Below are 21,812 nucleotides of genomic sequence, written 5' to 3'. Positions count from 1 at the left end.
TTCGATAATCAATGGGAATCTAAGAAGTAAAAGTTACGTTGTTACTTTAGTTTCCAATTCTTTTTTAAGTACTGAATACACCAGGATTTTGCCTCACCCATAGTGTTCCGGCGCCATGCCAAAATAATATCCATCGGCTGTTCTTCAGTGCCTTCGATTCGTTTCAATACACCACTATCAATAAGAGGTTGTGCAATTTGGCTTGGTAATGTACCAATGCCTAAACCTGCAGTGAGCGCTTCTACTTTTGCCGTAAAGTTGGTGACGGTCAAGCGAGGTTGTTTTTGAATGATATTAATTGAGAGCGCGGGTTGCTCACGTGCGGTATCTGCAATAGCAATAATCCGATACTTTTCTCGCGCTGCTTCATCAAACTTACCACTACGCTTGTGAACATAGTGATCAGCGGAAGCTACCCAATACATACTCATTTTACCAATTTTTTCTGACTTAACTTCTTGAGGAAGCGTATCCAGTGATGGGCAAATCAGTAAATCAGCTCTCCCCGTATTCAAAGACTCCCAGCTACCAGCCAGAATCTCCTCTTGCAGCCTGACTCGAGTTGAGCTGACCTCGGCCAACGCATCAACCATCGGGAAAAAATTGGATATAGGAATAATGCCATCAAAGGCAATGGTAATATCCAGTTCCCAACCATTCGCCAATAACGTTGCATCGTTCACTAACTTTTCACTGGCTTGTAAAATGGCTCTTCCTCTTTCAAGAATAAGCTTACCTGCTTCAGTAAAATGGGCTTTGTGACCAGAGCGATCGAAGATAATAATGTCTAAATCTTGCTCGAGTTTCTGGATTTGATAGCTCAGCGATGACGGGGCTCTGTCTAACTCATTCGCAGCAGCAGCAAAACTCCCTCTTCGATCAATAGCATCTAGAATATGGAGTGCTTCTAACGTAATTGGACTCTGCACATGGCCTCTCTTAATGTGACATTTGTCACATTCGTTGTATTTGGATGAACTTATCAAGAACTAACGACAAATTATATAACATATTGATAACTAAAGACTAGGAATGCTAATAGCCTAAGAAGAAGATTCAATACAAATCAATAAATGACAATGGTAATGATAGTAATTACCATTTAGATCCATTAATATCCGCGTGTTGTTACCTATTATGGATCTAAGGTATTGAAGCCAATGTATAAAAAATCAATTTTGTCAGCCTCCATTTTAGTTGCCCTTTCCCATACTGCTTATGCGGAAGAAGCTTCTAAGTTTGAAGAAGTCGTTGTGTCGGCCACCCGTACCAACCAAACCATAAACACTGTTGCTGCTTCTGTTGCTGTTGTATCAGAGAAAGACATCGAAGAAAACATGGTAAAGGACTTGAATGATCTATTCGAGTATACGCCAGGTGTTACTGTTAATGGCACTCAACGCCAAGGCGTCCAAAGTATTAACATTCGCGGGATGGAAGGTAAACGAGTTAAAATCTTAGTAGACGGTGCATCTCAACCAGGTGTATTCAGCGGTGGACCATATTCGTTTATCAATTCTAGTGCCGTTACTGTCGACCCCGATATGCTAAAGAGTGTCGAAATTGTTAAAGGAGCAGCTTCTAGCCTACATGGTAGTGATGCAATTGGCGGTGTTGTCGCATTCGAAACAAAAGATCCGAAGGATTTCCTCAAAGATGGCAAAGACTTTGGTGGTCAAGCTAAACTCTCTTATTCATCGGAAGATAACTCTTTTAGTGAGCATGTAGCTTTAGCAAAGCGTTTCGGTAGTACAGAAGCACTTGTAGCCTTTACACGCCGTGATGGTGCAGAGCTACAAAATTTCTCTAAGGCGCCTTACGATAACTATTCTGTGGACAACCAAGATTATTACAAAAACGATCTATTGGTAAAACTTCAATCTCAATTGAATGACGCTCATCGCTTGGAGTTTTTGGGAGAAGTTATTTACAACGAGACTGACTCAGAGATCGCACATAAAAGTTACAAAAACTTCAACGCTGAAGACACAACCAAGCAAAATCGCATTGGGCTCAAGCACATTTGGTTTGCAGATGCAGCTATCTCGGATACGATCACGTCCAAGCTTACATGGATTGGTAAAGAAGAAAACGGCGTCTCTAATCGCTTTATCGAAGCTAGCCCTGGTTACCCACCTTACGTACCGCCTAGTGGTGACAACCAACAGAAAAAAGATTACGAATATACTGAAGACAAATTTGAATTCGAAACTCAGTTAGATAAAGAGATTCAAAATCACTATATTGTTTACGGAATATCGTACAAACATAGTGACATCAGTAATACCAATCGCGAGTTTAATTCCGATCCTGGCACGCCAGATACTGTTTACGTTTACACACCGGATGCAAAAGAAGAAAGCTTTGGTTTATTCTTGCAAGATGAAATTTCGCTTCTTAATGACAAGCTAATTCTGACTCCAGGTGTGCGTTACGATTACTTCTCTACTAATCCTTCAAATACTTCTGAAGAGTCATTCGAGAAGTTTAGCGACTCTGCATTAACTGGTCGTTTAGGAGCAACTTACTCTATATCGCAACCAGGCACGATCTTCGCGCAAGTGAGCCAAGGGTTCCGAGCGCCATCGTTCGACGAGCTTTACTACACCTACGATAATCCGGCTCATGGCTATACCAACCGCCCTAACCCAAATTTGGGATCTGAAAAGAGTTTGTCTTATGAGCTTGGTTACCGTCATAACACTGCAGCGTCGGCAACTGAAGTAGCGTTCTACTACAGTGATTATAGTGACTTTATTGAGCAAACGTCATCAAACAATGGTGGTTTAACTGAATTCACAAATATCAATATTAGTGAAGCAAACATTAAAGGGGTTGAGCTCTCTAACCGTCTTGATTGGCATGCCATTGCTGGTCTTCCATCAGGCGTGACAACTCGCTTTGTTGCAGCATACACAGAAGGTGAAGATGGTGATGGTAATCCTTTGAACAGTGTAAACCCATGGAATGCCGTAGCTGCTGTAAATTACGATTCACCAAATGCACTTTGGGGGACAAGCCTAAAAGTAAACTACACGGCTAAGAAATCGAACAGTGATATCAACTCTGATGGTGATAAAGGCGGAATCAAAGACCAAGTTGCTTTGCCGTCTGCGACAGTCGTTGACTTAACGGCGTACTACAAACCAATGAAAGATATAACCATTCGTGCTGGTGTTATGAATCTAACGAATGAAGAATACCATCTTTGGAACGATGTTCGCGGTAAGACTGAGTTAAGTCGAGACAAAACGCAAGCTGAGCGTAATTATAACATTAGTGTTAAATACGAGTTCTAAACCTTAAAAACACAAAAGCCAGCGTAATGCTGGCTTTTTTTATGGCTTTCATTTCAAAAATGTAAAGAAAAGTATGAAAAATGAAAGTTTACTGTTTTGCCATCTCTTTTTTCACCATTACTGCTGCTGCAATGATGAAAGTGATGATCAGACCGAGTTCCATGAACTACCCCAATAGCTATGAGAAAATTTATAACCCAAATTAAGAGTCGGGCATAGTTTAACAGCTCTATATATACTTGCTACCTTTTAACCAGTAATTTACGATTTTTTCCGATTTGGATCAAAAAAGACGCAATCACGCGCCTTTTTGTTACTATTATGTAAATTAAAGATTAGGCATCTGGATAACCTTGAGGGTTAGTAGACTGCCAGCGCCATGTATCGCCAGTCATTTCTTCTAGAGTGCGAGTTGCTTTCCAACCTAACTCATTCATCGCTTTTGATGGATCCGCCCAACACTCTGCAATATCACCTGGACGACGCTCAACAAGTTGGTATGGGACATCTTTACCACTTGCGGCTTCAAATGCTTTCACCATGTCCAGTACACTGTAGCCGTTACCAGTACCGAGGTTATAGATATGAAGGCCAGCTTTGCTACCTACTTTTTCTAATGCAGCAACGTGACCATCGGATAAGTCCATTACATGAATATAATCACGTACGCCTGTGCCATCTTTGGTCGGATAATCACTACCAAACACAGAAAGGAACTCTCTGCGCCCTACCGCAACTTGAGAAACAAACGGCATTAAGTTGTTTGGAATACCTTGAGGATCTTCACCTAGCTCGCCTGTTGGATGTGAACCTACCGGGTTAAAGTAACGAAGAAGTGTAATGCTCCAGTCAGGGTTCGCATTTTGGAAGTCGGTTAAACACTCTTCTACCATTAATTTGCTGCGCCCATATGGATTAGTTGCGCTAGTTGGAAAGTCCTCTGTGATGGGTACAGATGCAGGATCACCATATACAGTCGCTGATGAACTAAATACCAACGATTTAACTCCGGCTTCACGCATTGCATCAACCAATACTAAAGTGCCATTAACGTTGTTGTCGTAATACTCTAAAGGTTTTGCTACAGACTCACCGACGGCCTTTAAACCTGCAAAATGGATAACAGCTTCAATATTGTGCGACTTTAGTGCTTCTACCATCGCCAATTTATCTCTGATATCGGCTTTAATGAAGGTTGGCTTTACACCACATACCTTTTCAATTCGATCTAATACCGTAGATTTACTGTTGTACAGGTTGTCTAGAATCACTGGCGTCATGCCAACTTCGATCATTTGAATACACGTATGACTACCGATATAGCCCATACCACCCGTAACGAGTACTTTCATTTTATTATTCCTTCTGACGCGAATTGGGTTAGTTTAAAGCTTTGACGTTACGATTTAAACTGTCTCTTGTAATTCGCATCCCATTAATATTGCTTGGCCTTTTCCGGCTTTTTTTGCTTGATACATTGCCGTATCCGCACTTTTTAAAACTCGAGTAGCATCGCGCTCATTTACGCCGACTAATTTTACGCCGATACTAACGCCAACTTTGAGTAAGTGACCTTTGTACTCAATTGGAGCACATATGCTCTCGAGCAACTGTTCTGCTATTCGGGTGACCACTTTTTGATTGGCGGGATTTACCAACATGACAAATTCATCACCAGAAAGTCTTGCGATTAAATCACTATGTCTCGTCGCAGATGTTAGACGCTCGGAAACTTTTTTCAAAACTTCATCACCTGCATCATGACCGTAGGTATCGTTAACTTCTTTAAATCCATCCAGATCGAGGTAAAAACTGCAAATTCGTCACGCAAGTATCCAGAGCGTTGTACTAGTTGTTCCAACTCTAAATGGAACTTAGATCGATTGGCTAACCCCGTTAAAGCATCGTGATGAGCTAAATGCTCCAATCGTTCCATCTCTTTTGCGCCGGAAAGGTCGGTAAGAACAATAACCAGATCATAGAAACCATAGTCTTCACACTTAACGATACGATTGACTCGAGCAAACATCGGTACAAACTGACCAATATGGTTCTTCTCGATAACTTCACCTTGCCAAACGCCATAATTTTCTATCGACTCGATGATACTAGGCATCATTTCCTGTAACTTGCGCCACTTTAGCGTTTGGATGAATGATTTCCCAATAAGCTGATCCACCTCTAAGCCGACTAACTTAGTGACGGCAGGGTTTGCCATCGTAATGACACCGCGATGATTAAGAACAATGAGACCATCTTGGCTGCTTTCAAAAACACGCCCCGCAACACGTTGCCGGTTTATGGCTTCTTCAATTTCGGTGATATCTTGAATCGAAAACAGTAAGTATTCATGTGTCGAGAGGCGACGACTGGTTAGGCTCAACTGCTGTTCGTTATCTGCATTTTTGAGGTGAATATCATCGCACTCTAGGCCTCGACTCAGGATCTGACTCAGCTCATTCGGTGTTTTGGTTTTAATTAGATCACGAATATTGGCATATTTAAGTTCATCTAATTTTTTTTGAAATATTTGCTGGGTCGCCGTATTACAATGAATAACACGTCCGGAATTGTCGGTAATAACTAATGCATGCTGAACAGATTCGATAACCTCTTCTGAAAATGCGCGCTTTTGTTCTAGTGTGTCTAGCGAATGTTGCCGCTGCTTCTCACGTACTGTTAACCTATTCATCATTTGATTGAAAGAGCGCGCGAGGTCTCCAATTTCATCCTTGGCGTAATAGCGAGCTTGATTTTCCGTGTTTCGTCCGTGTGTCACATTCTCTATTACGCGGTTGAGTTCCATCACGGGCCTGAGAACAAGCCTCTCGATACTTATGTAAAAAACAGTGCCACCAGCGATCAGAAACAGAAGAAGTAAAGCGCCATCTTGAAGTAAAGATTGTATGGCTTCTACAATTGGGCGATGAGAAAGCGTAACTCTCATGCTACCAATGACATAGCCATCATGGATAATCGGCTCTAGAACATAAAGAAATTTGGTTGATAAGGCATAGCCTAGAGCGTGCAACCTACTTCTTTCGGTTTGACTTGGAACGGGTGCCAGTGCCCCACTTATCTCCATAACAGCGAATGGTTGGTCATCTTGGTCATAAAGTTTGACCCGAGTTACATTTGGCTGGTTTAAAAAGTTGGCGAGAATAGTTTGAGCTTTTTGCTTGTCCTTTGTCGTCAGCGCATCTTTAATTGAGAAAGAAACGTTGTTAATCAACTTTCTTGTCTGCTCGACCAGTTCATGCTTAGACGATTGGTATACAGTATACGAGGTGTAACCTTTTGAGATAACAAAGATAGCCGTTAAAAAGACCAGAAGAGGCCAAATAAGCTTCGCTCGTAATGACATATATATTCCTGTCGCAGACAACCACAAAAATGACAGAAGAACCATTATGCAATCTATCACCCATGAAGGGCGACAAGATTAACACGATGCTAATGCAAAATAACCTTAAATTCTCAAAAATTGGATGGAAAAGAAACGAAATACCTTAAAATTCGGATCAACTCAAATAACGGCAACATCTTTATGGACTAACGTGATCTTTTTCGTCACCTATCTGCTCAAAAAGCCTCGTTTTCATGATAGAAGAATGAAGTGAGTCACTGAACCTAGATGCATTTTCCTGCATCGTAAACCCATTGCTTGTGTAGAAATAAAACGTATGACATTGAATAAACAGCAACTTACATTGAACTGTGATATGGGCGAGAGCTTTGGCTCTTGGAGTATGGGCGCAGATGAAGAAGTGATGCCCCATGTTGATATGGCGAACATCGCGTGTGGTTTTCATGCCTCCGACCCTAATGTCATGCACGACACTATCACCCTAGCGAATGACAACGATGTTGATATTGGCGCACACCCAGGTTACGCCGACCTACAAGGCTTTGGCAGACGAAGCATAAGCATGACGGGTGATGAAATTACGAACATGGTTATATATCAGGTTGGTGCTTTACAAGCATTATGCCGGGCGCAATACACAGACATCAGTTACATAAAGCCTCATGGTGCTCTATACAACGACATGATGAAAAGTGATGCGATATTTAGAGCGATAGTAAAGGCGGCAGCACTGTTCAAAGTACCGTTAATGATCCTAGCTTCACAGGAAAACGAAAAATACTTAGAAATCGCAGACGATTATGATGTTCCCTTGCTATTTGAAGCATTTGCAGATCGTTTATACCAAGATGACGGCTTACTGACTCCTAGAACACAGCCCAATGCCGTGTTAAAAAGCGAGCACGCGATACTTGAGCAAGTCCGGACCTTAGCTGACTCTGGGCGTGTCAAAACCGCTTCAGGCGGTTACATATTATTGGAAGCCGACACAATTTGTGTTCATGGTGACAATGAAGAGTCGATCGCGCTGATCCAAAAGATCCGCCAAAGCCTATACGCTGGAGGAAATTAATGCATAAAGAGAAATTTAATATCTCTTTGATCTCCGAGTGCAGTATTTTCATTAAGTTTGATGAGAGTATTTCTGAAAATGCAGTCGGAGAGCTTGCTCGCAGCATAAGAGAAACTTTCGCTTCAATTGTTATGAACGTTGTCCCCTCCTATCAAACTATTCTCATTGATTACTTACCTTTTCGAATCAACGAAAAGAACTTAGTCAATGAGCTGCAACAAATCGTGAGCCAGTTTGATACTCAATCACTTAAGCTTTCCCAGCCGAATCACATTACTATCCCTGTATATTACTCTGAAGAAACCGCGTTAGATCTATCTCGTTTTCAAAAGCGAGGTCTGTCATTAGACGATCTTATTACCCTGCATACGAAAACCGAGTACGCGGTTTCTGCAATTGGATTTGCTCCAGGCTTTGCATTTCTCTCTGACGTTGATACTCAATTGCACATGGCAAGGCTTGCCACACCAAGAACTCAAGTGCCGGCCGGAAGTGTAGGAATCGCAGACTCTAAAACGGCCGTCTATCCATCAGATAGTCCTGGCGGATGGAACATTATTGGTAAAAGCCCGCTTGCGCTCTTCTCCGACTCTCCTCCTTTTATACCGTTTGAAGTGGGCGACAAGGTCACCTTTAATGCTATTTCAAAACAAGAGTTTATCGATTTAGGAGGCGTACTATGAGTTACGGTGGATTACTGGTGGAAAAGCCAGGACCGCTCTCTTTAGTTCAAGACTTTGGTCGTTTTGGCTTAGCGCATGTCGGTGTGACTCAAGGTGGCCCGGTCGACGACTATGCTTACAGTTGGGCCAACCATTTGCTTGGTAACGTAGTCAATTGCGTTGCGATTGAAATTACTCTGGGTAACGCTTGTTTTATTGCATTGCATAACTGCCACCTTGCTATATGTGGCGGTGATTTAAATGCAAAAATAGATGGTGAACCTATTTCAAATTGGTCTGACTTTACGTTGAAAAAAGGACAGAAGCTTCAGTTCGGAGTCGCAAGGAATGGACTTCGCTCCTACCTAGCGGTTAAAGGTGGGTTCAATGTTGCTCAGCACTTAGGAAGCGCATCGACCGTCTTGCGAGAATCTCTAGGTGGTTATGATTCAAATGGTGGCGCTTTGAAAGCTGGCGATATTCTTCCCTTTGTCCCTCATAACTTACCGAAACGTAAACCAAGGCAAATGACGTTTCGCTTTAAGCCAGATTACAACTTACCCATTAAGTTGAGAGTGATTGAAGGCTATCAGAACGAGGACTTTGATGAAGACGCTCGCCAAGCATTTTACAACAAAGCATTCATCATCTCCCCCAATTCGAATCGCATGGGCTACCGTCTTGAGGGCAATAACATTCGTCCACCTTACGAAGGCGTCCTATCAGAGGGAATTGCATTAGGTTCAATTCAAGTACCTAGCGATGGTAACCCTATTGTGCTGCTCAACGATCACCAGACTATTGGCGGGTATCCTAAATTTGGCTGCGTAGCTCGTATTGACTTACCTAGACTGGCACAGGCGAAACCCGGACAAAAAGTCAATTTTGTGAAAGGAGATAGACTAGGCTTGCAAGAAGTATGGTGCCAATGGGCTCAGTTTTTTGGGTATTAATACAACCACTGAGCCCAAACACAGCCGATTATGCAGGCATACCATAACGCACTGCTAAAGCTTGTGGATAGCCTCGCTCTTGAGTGAGTTTAATCGCGTACTGCTCGACCTCTTGTTCAGACCACTTTACAGCGACCGGATGCTGTGTTTCCACATTTTGGTTAGGATCGATGTCAAACCAGAATTGAAGCATTTTTTGCGCTGCGAGTAGTGTCGATGACGCTTTTACCACCTCTATTCTCGCGTAGTGGTTATCTTCAAAAGTCACATCTGCCGCTCTGAGTACTGGATCTGTTCCGGGAATTTGCTGAGCGCCAAATAATGCTTTTCCTCCTTTTACAGCAGAGTGATAGTCGGGAATAAACTGCGCCATGTGTTTGATGGCGTTGTTCGTTCGCTCTTCTAACACTTCTTCTCTCCAGCCGTTACGGATCTTCGAGAGTAAAGGCATAGGCAGTTCAGGTTGAGCAGATGAGTTCGTGCTCTCCACTAAACCATCTTCAAACAGCGTGATTCCTTTTGTCATACCATGAAGTTGAAAGTAACCATCGCCATAAGGCGTCAATTGAGCCATTCCTTTATCGGTTCCACGCGGGCCATGAAAAATAACTTCTGGCCATTGTTGTTGACAGTCTGCCCACCTCGTAACGTAAGCGGCTTTAAACTCCACCAACCTGTCACGCTTGGCACCAACTGTGTTGTCAATTGAACCTGTTTCAAAGCCACACGCGTTAACCAAGTAGTCGCATGTCATAAGGTAATCGATACCTTCACGTTCATAGCCAAGTTGCCAGTGTTCCCCCATCCAATCGGCTTGCTTGAACGTTGCTTGTGTGAAGACTGAAGCATTAGGAAGCGTATCTAGTGTTAAGTTGGCAATTGCAGCGAGGCGAAAAACACTCCAACCATATTCTTGAACTGCGACAACAGGATACTTTAGCGCTTCAAGATCAGCATGTTGAGCAAAAGGAATGCACCACTCATCGAAGTTTGTAGGATGACTTGGTTGAGTACGTTGCGCGAGAGCTTCTAGCTCCGCTTTTGAATACAGTTTGTAGTATTCGCTTGGCTCGCCGAGCACTTTATTATTCTCATCTTTATCAACGAGCGTCTGATAAGCACTTTTCACAACCTCTAATCGCGGAATTAGTGTGGATGGGTCTCCACCATCGGAATGAGGAACCGCGATGATTGTCGGACGAATATTCAGTGAAAGCGGATACAGGCGAACAGTATCAATAGATTGTGCTAACAAGTCTAAGCATTGTTGCTCGGAAATCTCTCGATATAAATTACCACCAGCATGCAAATGACAAATGGGTGGACCATTTACTAGTGATACGCCCTTCTCTATTACGGAAACTTTAAAACCCAGCTCCGCAAAATGAATTGCTGCTGTTGCACCTGCTACACCGCCACCAACAACAGCGATATGCTTATCTTTATAACTTGGAAACTCAGACTTCATTGCTTCACTAAAAATTTTATAAGGAAAATTCTTTACTAACGGTGGATTCTACTCGTGTTTGGACTTGATTAAAATCACAAAAAGTTCATGGGTTTGCGAAATATCCAACAGCGCCTGTAAAGTGCATTAAAGTAGAAAAAATTTGCGAAAAAGTACTTGACGACATGGTTAAGAAGACACTTTTTTGTGTCTATGTGAATAAGAATTTCACTGTAAGACCCATGGCGCAAAGCCTGCAGAAACACCCCACTTTTTACACCATTTAGTTATCCCAAAAGTTATCCACTGTTTTTGTGGATAACTAAAATAAAAGTGTCATGGAGTGTTCCAAACTTGATAACACTCGCTGCGATTAAGTGTTTACTGGCGTTAACAATCTTTTCAACAAACTCATCACTACAAGTGCCAACGTAACAAATGTTGCAAGCGGTAAAGCTATCCACAATTCGGGGTGAATTTGTGCATTGAGATCGAACCCATATGTCATGACTGCGGCCACACAAATTTCCGCAGCGAATACCGCAACACCACTAGCAATCAACGCCATAATTCCGTACTCGGCCCACAGGGTTGTGTTGATCCGTTTCTTACTTGAACCTAATGTGCGATACAAACGAATCTCTTGTTGACGTTGGGACAAGCTTAACCTCAGTAGCGTAAAGATGAGCAGCAGACCAGCAACAACGCCTAAAAGAGCAAGGATGGTGATTGCTGATACGATTTGCTGAATCAAAGCCTGAATTTTCTCGCCCATAGTTCGGATATCTAAAACAGAGACCGTTGGGTGAGCACGTGACATTGACGTCAACAACGCTTCATTTCCTTCTTCAATCCTATAACTGATGAGGTAAGAACCAGGTAAATTAGCCATCACGTCAGATGAGAAAATAAAATAAAAGTTAGGCTTCATGTCACGCCATTCGACATAACGGATGGTATCTACTACTGCATCGTAATTCTGGCTGTTTATTACAAAGCGCAGCGTATCACCGAGTTTGATGCCTAAGTCATTTGCTACATCAGCTTCTACAGATACACTCCCTTTGTTTGTCCATTCACCCGAAAGCACATCATTATATTCTGGTAGGCTATCTCCCCATGTCAGGTTTAGCTCTCGACGTATCGCGTCAGAACCTTCTCCTTCGTACTCAACCTCTTTGACGTTTTGACCGTTGATCTCTGTTAGTCGTCCACGAATTATTGGATAAGCTTGTGACCGCGTAACTCCATTTTTATCTAGGGTTTCTAGGTAGTTATCGAGCTCATAATCACCAATGTTCAAAGCGAACACATTTGGCGCGTCTGCAGGTAAGGTTCTCTCCCAATCAGCGAGAATATCGCTGCGCACTAGCCAAATGATTGACAGCAACATCAAAGATAATGCCAAAGCACCAAACTGTAGACCGCTGGTTACTGGCGTCCGGTTGATACGACTCAACGCAAGCTTCATTGCAGGATGGGTTGAAACACGTGCAAACAGTTTTGTGAGTATGACGCTAACTGCTGCGAGTACCACAAACAGTACCGCTATACCAGTGAGCACGATCCAAACTAAGGTGTTATCAGCATACAGTAAAAGTAATGGAATAACGGGCACTAGAACAAGTAACATTCGCTTCCAAGAACGTTGCGCTTTACCCTGCTGTAGCACTTCTAACGCGGGAGTTTTAATCAAGCCTAAAAGTGGTATACCGAGAGCAGGCACCGTAATCAAGACTGCTGAGATAAATGCCACCAAAAATGGTGTGACACCGTAACCAGGGAGTGGGTCGGGTAATAAGTCTTTGAGTGGAATACGTAATAAATATTCCAGCCCGCTCCCTAACAATAGACCGACGACACTGGCACTAATGAGAAGGATTGTGACTTGAATAAATAACCACTTTTCAATCCATCGGCGGCTCGCACCAAGACTTTTCAACATCGCAATAGTTTGTGTCCGGCTGTTCACGTAATTTTGACAAGTAAGAACCAATGTTGTCGCCGCCATAATGATGACAATCGCTACGGTCAAAGACAGATACTGCGTCGTGCGTTCAAAAACCTCATTACTACGACTGGCAGTATCTTGCGTGCGCCAGCGATCGCTCGGAGAAAGCCGCGTATCATCTTGTAAGCTCTTTAGTGTTTTATCATCGGCTTGTAAAAACAGACGGTATTGAACTCGGCTCCCAACTTGAATTGCTCCTGTTTTATCTACGTCACTTTGATGAATGTATGCAGAAGGCATTTGCTGAAATGGATTAAAGCTCAAGCCTGGTTCCATCAATACTGCGCCTGATACAGTAAACTCGGCATCGCCTATCGTGACACTGTCACCTGACTTTACGCTTAGTTGAGTCATAATCCGCTCATCAAGCCAGAGTTGGTTCTCTTTAACGCGACCGGCTGGATTGTTTTCAAGAACGAGCTCTCCCATTAAAGGGTAATTATCATCCACCGCCGTTACAGAAATAAGCTGCATACCATTATCGCTAAATGCCATAGTGGCAAAGCGTGTCATCGTCGAACGTTCAAGGCTTTCAGTCGAGGCTAACAACGTGTCCGGAATGGGATTAGCAGACACAAACACCGCATCTGCCGTTAATGCGTCCTTCCCTTGCTTGACGATCACCTGCTCCATTCGTTCTGCTAATGCAGAAAGCGCAAAGATACTCGCAATCACGAGAATAAGAGCAACGCTAATAGGCCAAAGGTTCCCCTGCCTTATTTCGCCGAAACTCCAGCGTATCAAACTTTTATTCGACGAGTGCTGTGTTGTACTGTTTTGCTCTGTGGATGTTGCTTCACTTGATGATACTGCAGACATTACATCTCCTCCTTAAGCTCACCCGCCTCCATACGATAAATACGGTCACATCGGCTTGCTAGATGACCATCGTGTGTTACTAAAATCAGAGTTGTCCCGTGCTGTTCATTAAGATCGAATAGCAGCTCAATCACTTTGTCTGCGGTTTGATGGTCAAGATTGCCGGTAGGCTCGTCTGCGAACAACAGCTCAGGCTGTGTCATAAATGCACGCGCTAGCGCAACTCGCTGTTGTTCACCACCAGATAACTGGCTTGGTAGATGATCGACACGTTTTTCCAATCCAACAGCAGCTAATAATTCCGCTGCTCTTGCTTCATCTTCGGCTTCACCACGTAAAAGACAAGGAAGCGTGACATTACGTAATGCACTCAAACTCGGGATTAACAAGAAACTTTGGAAAACGAAACCTAAAGAGTCAGCCCGAATTTTCGCACGTGCTTCATCGTCCAGTTTTGATAATTCATGACCTAATAAAGTAATTTCGCCTGATGTCGGCGTATCAAGACCAGCTAGCAACGTCATCAATGTTGACTTACCTGCACCGGAAGTTCCGACGATGGCGATTTTTTCTCCTTTTCGGATGTCAACATTTACGTCTTTGAGGATTGTTAATTGTTCTTGATTAGTAGAGACTTGTTTAGAAACCAAATTGGCTTGAACAATAGGTGCATTAAGTACAGGTGTTTGCATGATTCGTATACTTTCCTTAGTTCTATTTTTTTGTTTTTCCGCTACTGCACATGCGAGCGAAAAGCTACTTGTCTTGGGTGATAGCTTGAGTGCAGGCTATCAGATGCCGATCGAAGAGAGTTGGCCTAGCTTACTCCCTGATGCGTTGTCAGAACATGGTCAAGATGTAACAGTTATCAATGCCAGCATTTCTGGCGATACCACTGGCAATGGCTTAGCACGGTTACCTCAGTTGCTAACTCAGCATAGCCCTGACATGGTACTTATTGAGTTAGGTGCCAACGATGGCCTAAGAGGTTTCCCTCCTAAACTTATTACGTCGAATCTTTCAAAAATGATTACCATGATAAAAGATTCTGGTGCGGACGTTGTCATGATGCAAATTCGGGTTCCGCCTAATTATGGTAAGCGCTATAGCGATATGTTTTACGATATCTACCCTAAGCTTGCACAGCATCAACAAGTTGCCTTGATGCCATTCTTCTTAGAGCATGTTGTCACCAAACCAGAATGGATGATGGATGATGGCCTTCACCCAAAACCAGATGCACAACCTTGGATCGCTGATTTCGTTGCTCAAGAATTAATTAAACATCTCTAATTTTAATGGTCTAGCTCAATAAGTTTTACGTAACTTTACGTTAATCTATTTTCAATTCCACTCATCGAGGATAGATAACAACATGCGAATAGAACCGTTAATTCAAGGTGTTGTTGCTCGCTCTGCGCACCCCAAAGGGTGTCATGCATCTATTAAAGAGCAAATTGAATACGTAAAGCACGCCCCACAGATCAAAAAAGGCCCAAAACGGGTTTTGATTATTGGTGCCTCCTCTGGTTTCGGCCTAGCGGCACGAATAGCCCTAACGTTCGGTGGCGCTAACGCCGATACCATTGGCGTCTCATTTGAGCGTGGCCCTTCAGAGAAAGGGGTTGGGAGTGCGGGTTGGTATAACAACGTCTTTTTTAAGCAAGAAGCAAATCAAGCCGGGCGTACCGCAATAAATATTGTTGGCGATGCATTCTCTGGTTCGGTGCGCAATCAAGTGATTGAAGCCATTGAAACGTACTTTGAGGGTGAAGTTGACTTAGTCATCTATAGCTTGGCAACCGGTGTTCGACCTAAACCTGAATCTGATGAGTTTTGGCGCAGTGTCATTAAACCTATTGGTGAACCTGTCACTGGCGCTTCTATCATGCTGGAGAACGATAAGTGGATAGAAACCACCTTAACGCCTGCAACAGAAGAGGAAGCCAATGCCACCATTAAAGTAATGGGCGGCGAAGACTGGGAAAGCTGGATTGACACACTCATCAATAACGACTCTATCGCAAACGGCTGCAAAACCATCGCCTTTTCTTACATGGGCCCTGACATTACGCACCCAATTTATCTCGATGGTACGTTAGGTCGAGCGAAAATCGATTTACACCAAACCAGTCATTCATTAAACCTCAAACTCGCCAACTTTGACGGCGGTGCTTACGCAACCGTGTGTAAGGCGTTGGTGACGAAAGCCAGTGTATTCATCCCTGCTCTAAGCCCTTACCTGTTAGCGCTTTATCGAGTGATGAAGGAAAAAGGTACTCACGAACGCTGTATTGAACAAATGCAGCGACTGTTTACTACGAAGTTATACGATCAAGAGAAAGTGCCAGTTGACGGCGAACGCTTGATTCGAATAGATGACTTGGAACTTGAACCGCAAGTTCAACAAGAAGTCCACGCTCTTTTAGAACAGATGAATGCTGAAAACTTTAAAGAGATTGGTGATTACCAAGGTTTTAAAGATGAGTTTATGAAGCTCAATGGCTTTAACTTTGAAGATGTCGACTATTCGCAAGACATTTCTATTGAATCGTTAATGTCGCTTAAGCCTTGATACTTGTTACCTGTTTCAAGGATGAGATATGTGACAACTATTCCTAGTCCTGAACACTTTTCAGGACTTTTTTTTGTTTCGAGCCCTAGCCACCCTATACTTAATTAAAAAGCGAGAACAAAATAGAGCAGTCTGCATTTTTAATTCACAGGAAGTGAAACCACGTAAAGGATGACCTATATGGGGAGATTGCAAACATTAGACTACGAAATCCCTGAGTCTATGCGAAGAAGTTGGCAAGAAATCGTCAACTTACTGGCTCAAATAACACACGTACCCACCACATTAATTATGCGTATCCATCCGGATCGCATAGAAGTAAATACATCTAGCGAAACTCTAGGTAATCCTTATCGTACTGGCGATGCAGAGCAGCTTGGTAACGGTTTGTATTGCGAGCAAGTTATAGAACAGAAAGGCGAGCTTGTAATCCCCAATGCGCTTGAAGATGAAGAATGGCAAAATAACCCAGACATCAAACTAGGCATGATTTCTTATTGCGGCTTACCGCTATTCTGGCCAAATGGGGAGTCATTTGGAACAATCTGTATGCTTGACTCTGAGAGAAACGAGTACAACGATAGTTACCGTCAGTTGCTTGAAACTTTCAAAGATTCAATCGAAGCACAGCTTTCAGTTGTGTACCAACAACATAAACTTCAGCGACTTAACACCGAGCTAAAGAGTCGAATTGAAAATCGTACCACGGATTTAGCCCAGTTAAGTTACTCCTTAACACAAGAAATTGATCGCCGTAAAGCCGCGGAAAAACAAGTGAGCTACCAAAAAACACATGATCAGGGAACTGGATTTCTAAATCGTTCTGCACTTGAGAACATTGTCCAATACACCTTACAGTCCCTTGATAGTGATCAGCAATCGCTTGTGGTCATCAACATTGGTTTTAGTAACGCTCGCAGTATTCAGACCAGGCACGGGTTCGAGGTCTTTGACAACATTTTAAAAGAATTTCACTCCAGATTAACCAGACACGGTGCTAGCGGATTTATCACTGGTAGACCAAGTTCGAATGACATGGTTTTATTGATTTGGGGAGAGGATATTGAAGCTCGGTTAAATCAACTATTAGATGATATCACTAAAATTAGCGTAGATGGATTTGTCTTCAACAAAACAGAAATACATTTGCACACGTATATCGGTATAGTTCAAGCTTACAAAGATTGCAGCAATGCTAAGCGTATCCTTCAACATGCATGTTACGCGATGCTTCTATGTAAAGAATCCGGCGAACCTTTTAGTTATTTTAGAGAAAATCATTCGGCGGATCTCAATAGTCACAATGAACTGGAAAGTTACCTTTTACAAGCAGTGCGTAACGACGATTTAGTGTTGTACTTTCAACCTCAAGTAGACTCCAAAACACGTAAATGGATTGGCGCAGAAGCCTTGCTTCGCTGGAGACATCCAATACTTGGCGACGTTTCCAACGAAGCATTGATACATATGGCCGAACAAAACGGGCTTATCTTTGAAGTTGGCTCTTTTGTTCTGCGTACCGCGATAGACAAAGCGAAACAATGGTCTGAGTTAATCGATAACTTCAAAATTGCCGTCAACGTTTCTCCCATTCAATTACAAAACGTAAATTTTGCAGAACAAGTGCAACACCTACTCGACACTTTCCATTTGCCAGCACACTTTCTCGAACTCGAAGTAACCGAGAGCGCTCTAATTGCCGATGAAATAGTAGCACGCACAACGTTAAATAAGTTGCACAAACTAGGTGTGACATTGTCACTTGATGATTTTGGTACAGGATATGCCTCGTTCAGCTATTTAAAGAAATATCCGTTTGATGCCATCAAAATTGATAAAAGCTTCGTCCAGCAAATGGAAAAGTCAGATGATGATCGCGAGATCATTTGTTCAATCATACACATTGCAAAAAAACTGGAACTCCAAGTAGTGATCGAGGGCATTGAATCCCACCAACAAGAGCAGTTTCTTATTGGTGAGGGTTGTGATATCGGACAAGGTTTTCTTTATGGTAAACCTATGCCTTGTAATGAATTTGAGCAAAGTTTGTTTAATCAGCGCCTTTCTGGCGGGCAATACGCCTACTCTTCCTAAGCATTCTCTTTACTATGAGGGCGGTGGTTTCTATAATCGCCGCCCGCTTCTATTAAAAGGCCAATATCTTCATGGATCAGTTGACTGCCACGCTTAAGAAAATTGAAAAGCAGAACTACCGAGCTTATCAGCAAATCAAAGGTCAATACGACTTCACTGATTTCACTTTGTTTATCGATCATGTACAGGGTGACCCTTATGCATCGGCGTCACGTTTTCGTGCGACTCGCGCATGGTCTTTGACTGGTCTTGAGTGGCTAAGAGACGAGTCTCCTGCATTTCAAAGAGCTGCACGTGATTTTATTGCGCGTAGTTTTGAACAGTTTGCTAAACAAGAAAACTCAGTATCAATTTCACTGACAGGCCAAACTGTACTGGATAGCACCGCGGTGTTGTTTACTGAAGAAGGTATTGAACTGCGTTTTCGAGTTAACTTACCAGCCGAAGGTCGTTCAGTATTGGGGAAAAAAGCCAACAACATACTGACTTTCCACCTGCCTAAGTTTATCCGTCGAGCAACTTTAGAGCGTGAACTCGACAAAGCCGCTTTAATTAAGCACTGCCAAGTTGTTGAAGACCAAGATGCCCTACGAGAACAGTTAGAGGCCAATAACTTAGTCGCGTTTGTCGCAAACGGCAGTATTCTTCCTCGAATTGCAGGTAATTGCGACCTTCCAATGAAAGAAGCCGTTGAGTTTAAAGCCCCTGAATCTCTACAAGTCACTTTACATGCGCCAAACAAGGGCCATGTCACAGGATTAGGAATTCCAAAAGGTATCACACTGATTGTAGGTGGTGGCTTCCACGGTAAATCTACCTTATTAAATGCAATAGAGCGTTCAATTTACGATCATATTCCAGGAGATGGTCGCGAATACATTGTTGCCGATAACAAGGCTATGAAGATTCGTGCCGAAGATGGCCGATGCGTACACCACTTGAACCTGTCAAACTACATCAACCATTTACCGATGGGTAAAGATACGGCGGACTTTTCTACTCAAGACGCATCAGGCTCAACGTCGCAAGCCGCTTGGCTTCAAGAGTCTATTGAAGCGGGTGCAAGCACATTATTGATTGATGAAGATACTTCTGCTACCAACTTCATGATTAGAGATGAGCGTATGCAGGCATTGGTGGCAAAAGGTGATGAGCCAATTACTCCTCTCGTCGACCGCATTGGTCAATTACGAGATGATCTTGATATCTCTACCATTATCGTTATGGGTGGGTCGGGCGACTACTTAGACGTTGCCGATACCGTCATTCAAATGCACGACTACCAAGCCGTTGATGTGACTGAAAAAGCGAAAGAAGTTATCGCTCAGCACCCTACTCAACGCCATAACGAGTCAGAAGAACGTTTACAGACCTTCCCACCTCGAGCACTGAACCGCGTTGCGTTGATGAATATTCTCACTGACGGCAAGTTCCGTGTGAATGCGAAAGGCAAAGAGTCACTTCGATTTGGTAAAGAGTTTACTGATCTTAGCGCTTTGGAACAGATAGAGTCAGCCGATGAAGTCAACACAATTGGCTGGTTATGGTTCCAAATTGCTCAACTTCCAGGTTGGTGTAATCATCCGGCGAAGGAGATTGAAGAAATGCTGTCTGGTGAGTGGCATGCCGCTCTTCCTAAGCAAGGCGACTTAGCCAAACCACGCACACTAGACGTTATGGCTGCCCTCAACCGCATGCGAAAATCTCAGTTTAAGTCATCATGCTAGTTTTGATACGCTGACAGAGACAGTTCAATCAAAAGGCAGCTATAGTTAGCTGCCTTCCTTTATCTTTATTCTTAGCGAATCATTCGTTTCTCAGTACATTCCACGCTTCACAAAGAACTCTAAATCTTTCTGCATCGCCATTTTCTCGATCAGGATGCCAACGAAGCGCGAGTTTTCGCCATTGTTTTCTAATTTCCGCAGGCGTAGCGTCAGTGTTAAGTTCAAATAGTGACAGTGCCTTTGTCTTATCTACGCTGGCTACTGACGAACCACCGATGAACTTTTGATAAGTTGTCCAAAATTCATTCAACAGTCGACGCACTTCATCTTCGTCCGCTTCGTAATTGCGCCAATCTAAGTAATACTCACGCAAAGGATCATGAATATCGATCTTATGCCTCAAAGCTTCCATCGAAGACATGAGCTGAATATCCATGGCTTCGACTTGAAGCCAGCTATCCGGATACAGAGTGTCTTGCAGTTGATATAATGCATTCATGATCAGGAAGTTTCTTTTGAATAAATCCTTATCGGGAGAGTCGTCCAGCTTTGAAATATAACCTTGTTCACCCAACGAGCTTGCCAAGGTGTGCACTTTCCAATTAGAGGGCTGTTTTCTCAGAATTTCTAACATTGGCCAAAGCAGCGGATTTTCTATTGCATGAGGCTCAATACTATTGACAGTACGTTGTCCTTCCATTCATCCTCTCTGACACGAGTTTAGGGCCCCATTCACGGCACAAAAAACATAGTTTCCACTTTGTAGCATAAATGCAAAAAGGCCGATAGTCATTCACCATCGGCCTTTGTAAGGAGATCACGTAAAGGTTAAATAACCCCTAGCTCACGTAAACGTTCCATAAGGTAGCTATGTGCAGTGTAGCGCTCAGATAACACCACTTCCGGCTTTGGATGCAGGAACAACGGTAATGAGATACGTGACTTTTCTTGACGGCCACCCGTAGGGTTGATTACACGGTGAGTCGTTGAAGGGAAATAACCACCTGACGCTTCTTGAAGCATATCACCAATGTTGATGATTAAGTTCCCGAAGTCACATGGTACATCGATCCAATCACCCTCTTTACTCTTTACTTGCAGTCCAGGTTCATTAGCAGCAGGCAAAACCGTTAACAGGTTAATGTCTTCATGCGCAGCAGCACGAATAGCGCCTGGCTCTTCTTCGCCTGTCATCGGTGGGTAGTGAAGCACGCGTAGTAATGTTTTGTCACTGTTATTGATCATTTCTGACAACGCGATAGAGAACTTCTCTTGAACGTCCTTAGGTGCGTACGCTTCAACCCAGCCTAATAGCTCTTGAGCAAACGCATTGGCACGCTCGTAGTACTCTAAGATTTCAGCTTTAAGCTGCTCTGGGATCTGACCCCAAGGGTAAACATGAAAGTACTCTTTGATGTCTTTCACTTTGTGCCCTTTCGCCACTTCAGACACAGAAGGTGGGAAGTAGCCATCTTGGGTGTCTACGTTAAAGTGAAAATCATTCTTTTGTTCTGAACAGAAAAACTCATGCCAGTTTTTGTAAATTGACTCTACAAGCTCTTGTGGAATCGGGTGGTTTTTCAACACACCGAACCCCGTTTCGCGTAGAGAGGTAACGAACTGTTGAGCAGCATCGTCAGCAAGATAATCGACAGTTTCCAGTTTCATGGCTTTACTTCTTTTTTATTAGACTGAATCATGGATTCTATGGATGGGCATGTTGTAAATCAAACTTTAATGAAAAGTGCACGCGCAAACGTTTTAATGTTGAGCAGTTTGCCAATAA

15 protein-coding genes and 1 pseudogene are annotated in these 21,812 nt (G+C 43.1%); 8 read left to right on the top strand and 8 right to left on the bottom strand.

The window, feature by feature from the left end:
• Positions 1-41: 41 nt before the first annotated feature.
• Positions 42-929, bottom strand: a complete 888-nt coding sequence (locus R7F64_RS13035; protein ID WP_017634152.1) for a LysR family transcriptional regulator — start codon at positions 927-929, stop codon at positions 42-44.
• A 231-nt stretch (positions 930-1,160) separates the two neighbouring features.
• On the opposite strand from R7F64_RS13035, the gene R7F64_RS13030 reads away from it, so the two are divergent.
• Positions 1,161-3,299, top strand: coding sequence for a TonB-dependent hemoglobin/transferrin/lactoferrin family receptor (locus tag R7F64_RS13030; RefSeq protein WP_033907072.1), 2,139 nt, complete (start codon positions 1,161-1,163; stop codon positions 3,297-3,299).
• A 335-nt stretch (positions 3,300-3,634) separates the two neighbouring features.
• Here R7F64_RS13030 and galE read toward each other — a convergent pair whose 3' ends face one another.
• Both galE and R7F64_RS13020 read right to left on the bottom strand, forming a co-directional pair.
• Positions 3,635-4,651: a UDP-glucose 4-epimerase GalE gene (galE, locus tag R7F64_RS13025; RefSeq protein ID WP_318071762.1), complete on the bottom strand. Its 1,017-nt coding sequence runs from the start codon at positions 4,649-4,651 to the stop codon at positions 3,635-3,637.
• 54 nt (positions 4,652-4,705) lie between these two features.
• A pseudogene (locus R7F64_RS13020) lies at positions 4,706-6,663 on the bottom strand (diguanylate cyclase domain-containing protein).
• A gap of 319 nt (positions 6,664-6,982) precedes the next feature.
• Between R7F64_RS13020 and R7F64_RS13015 the strand changes: the two are divergent.
• The 3 genes from R7F64_RS13015 to R7F64_RS13005 are packed head-to-tail and all read left to right on the top strand — an operon-like array spanning position 6,983 to position 9,353.
• A complete protein-coding gene (locus tag R7F64_RS13015) occupies positions 6,983-7,738 on the top strand; it encodes a 5-oxoprolinase subunit PxpA (RefSeq protein ID WP_318071761.1) in 756 nt (251 codons plus the stop codon).
• A complete protein-coding gene (locus R7F64_RS13010; protein ID WP_005386313.1) occupies positions 7,738-8,421 on the top strand; it encodes a 5-oxoprolinase subunit B family protein in 684 nt (227 codons plus the stop codon). The genes R7F64_RS13015 and R7F64_RS13010 overlap by 1 nt, the downstream gene beginning before the upstream one ends.
• On the top strand, positions 8,418-9,353 hold the full coding sequence (locus R7F64_RS13005; protein WP_005376316.1) for a biotin-dependent carboxyltransferase family protein: 936 nt from the start codon (positions 8,418-8,420) through the stop codon (positions 9,351-9,353). The genes R7F64_RS13010 and R7F64_RS13005 overlap by 4 nt, the downstream gene beginning before the upstream one ends.
• 28 nt (positions 9,354-9,381) lie before the next feature.
• On the opposite strand, the gene R7F64_RS13000 is transcribed toward R7F64_RS13005, so the two are convergent.
• The 3 genes from R7F64_RS13000 to R7F64_RS12990 all read right to left on the bottom strand — a co-directional run bounded on the left by R7F64_RS13000 (position 9,382) and on the right by R7F64_RS12990 (position 14,322).
• On the bottom strand, positions 9,382-10,821 hold the full coding sequence (locus R7F64_RS13000) for an FAD-dependent oxidoreductase (protein ID WP_206949005.1): 1,440 nt from the start codon (positions 10,819-10,821) through the stop codon (positions 9,382-9,384).
• A 352-nt stretch (positions 10,822-11,173) separates the two neighbouring features.
• A complete protein-coding gene (locus R7F64_RS12995; protein WP_318071760.1) occupies positions 11,174-13,630 on the bottom strand; it encodes an ABC transporter permease in 2,457 nt (818 codons plus the stop codon).
• Positions 13,630-14,322: an ABC transporter ATP-binding protein gene (locus tag R7F64_RS12990; RefSeq protein ID WP_047101137.1), complete on the bottom strand. Its 693-nt coding sequence runs from the start codon at positions 14,320-14,322 to the stop codon at positions 13,630-13,632. The genes R7F64_RS12995 and R7F64_RS12990 overlap by 1 nt, the downstream gene beginning before the upstream one ends.
• On the opposite strand from R7F64_RS12990, the gene tesA reads away from it, so the two are divergent.
• The 4 genes from tesA (at position 14,321) to R7F64_RS12970 (ending at position 20,026) form a co-directional block, all read left to right on the top strand.
• On the top strand, positions 14,321-14,923 hold the full coding sequence (gene tesA / locus R7F64_RS12985) for a multifunctional acyl-CoA thioesterase I/protease I/lysophospholipase L1 (protein WP_005376324.1): 603 nt from the start codon (positions 14,321-14,323) through the stop codon (positions 14,921-14,923). The two genes, R7F64_RS12990 and tesA, sit on opposite strands and share 2 nt — an antisense overlap.
• Positions 14,924-15,005: 82 nt before the next feature.
• Entirely contained in the window at positions 15,006-16,205 is a 1,200-nt protein-coding gene (gene fabV / locus R7F64_RS12980) for an enoyl-ACP reductase FabV (RefSeq protein ID WP_064354774.1), read from the top strand.
• 180 nt (positions 16,206-16,385) lie between these two features.
• Positions 16,386-18,299, top strand: a complete 1,914-nt coding sequence (locus tag R7F64_RS12975) for a sensor domain-containing phosphodiesterase (RefSeq protein ID WP_017821934.1) — start codon at positions 16,386-16,388, stop codon at positions 18,297-18,299.
• 71 nt (positions 18,300-18,370) lie between these two features.
• Entirely contained in the window at positions 18,371-20,026 is a 1,656-nt protein-coding gene (locus R7F64_RS12970; protein WP_017821933.1) for an ABC-ATPase domain-containing protein, read from the top strand.
• 79 nt (positions 20,027-20,105) lie between these two features.
• Here R7F64_RS12970 and R7F64_RS12965 read toward each other — a convergent pair whose 3' ends face one another.
• Complete coding sequence (locus R7F64_RS12965) at positions 20,106-20,726, bottom strand: DNA-J related domain-containing protein (RefSeq protein WP_005376328.1); 621 nt, start codon at positions 20,724-20,726, stop codon at positions 20,106-20,108.
• Positions 20,727-20,854: 128 nt separating this feature from the next.
• The gene (locus tag R7F64_RS12960) at positions 20,855-21,694 is read right to left on the bottom strand and encodes an isopenicillin N synthase family dioxygenase (protein WP_005386285.1); all 840 of its coding nucleotides are present in this window, start codon (positions 21,692-21,694) and stop codon (positions 20,855-20,857) included.
• Between the last annotated feature and the right edge of the window lie 118 nt (positions 21,695-21,812).

This window comes from Vibrio sp. Vb1980, assembly GCF_033338615.1.
GTDB classification, from domain to species: Bacteria; Pseudomonadota; Gammaproteobacteria; order Enterobacterales; family Vibrionaceae; genus Vibrio; species Vibrio alginolyticus.
This window is presented reverse-complemented; position numbering and strand designations above follow the sequence as displayed.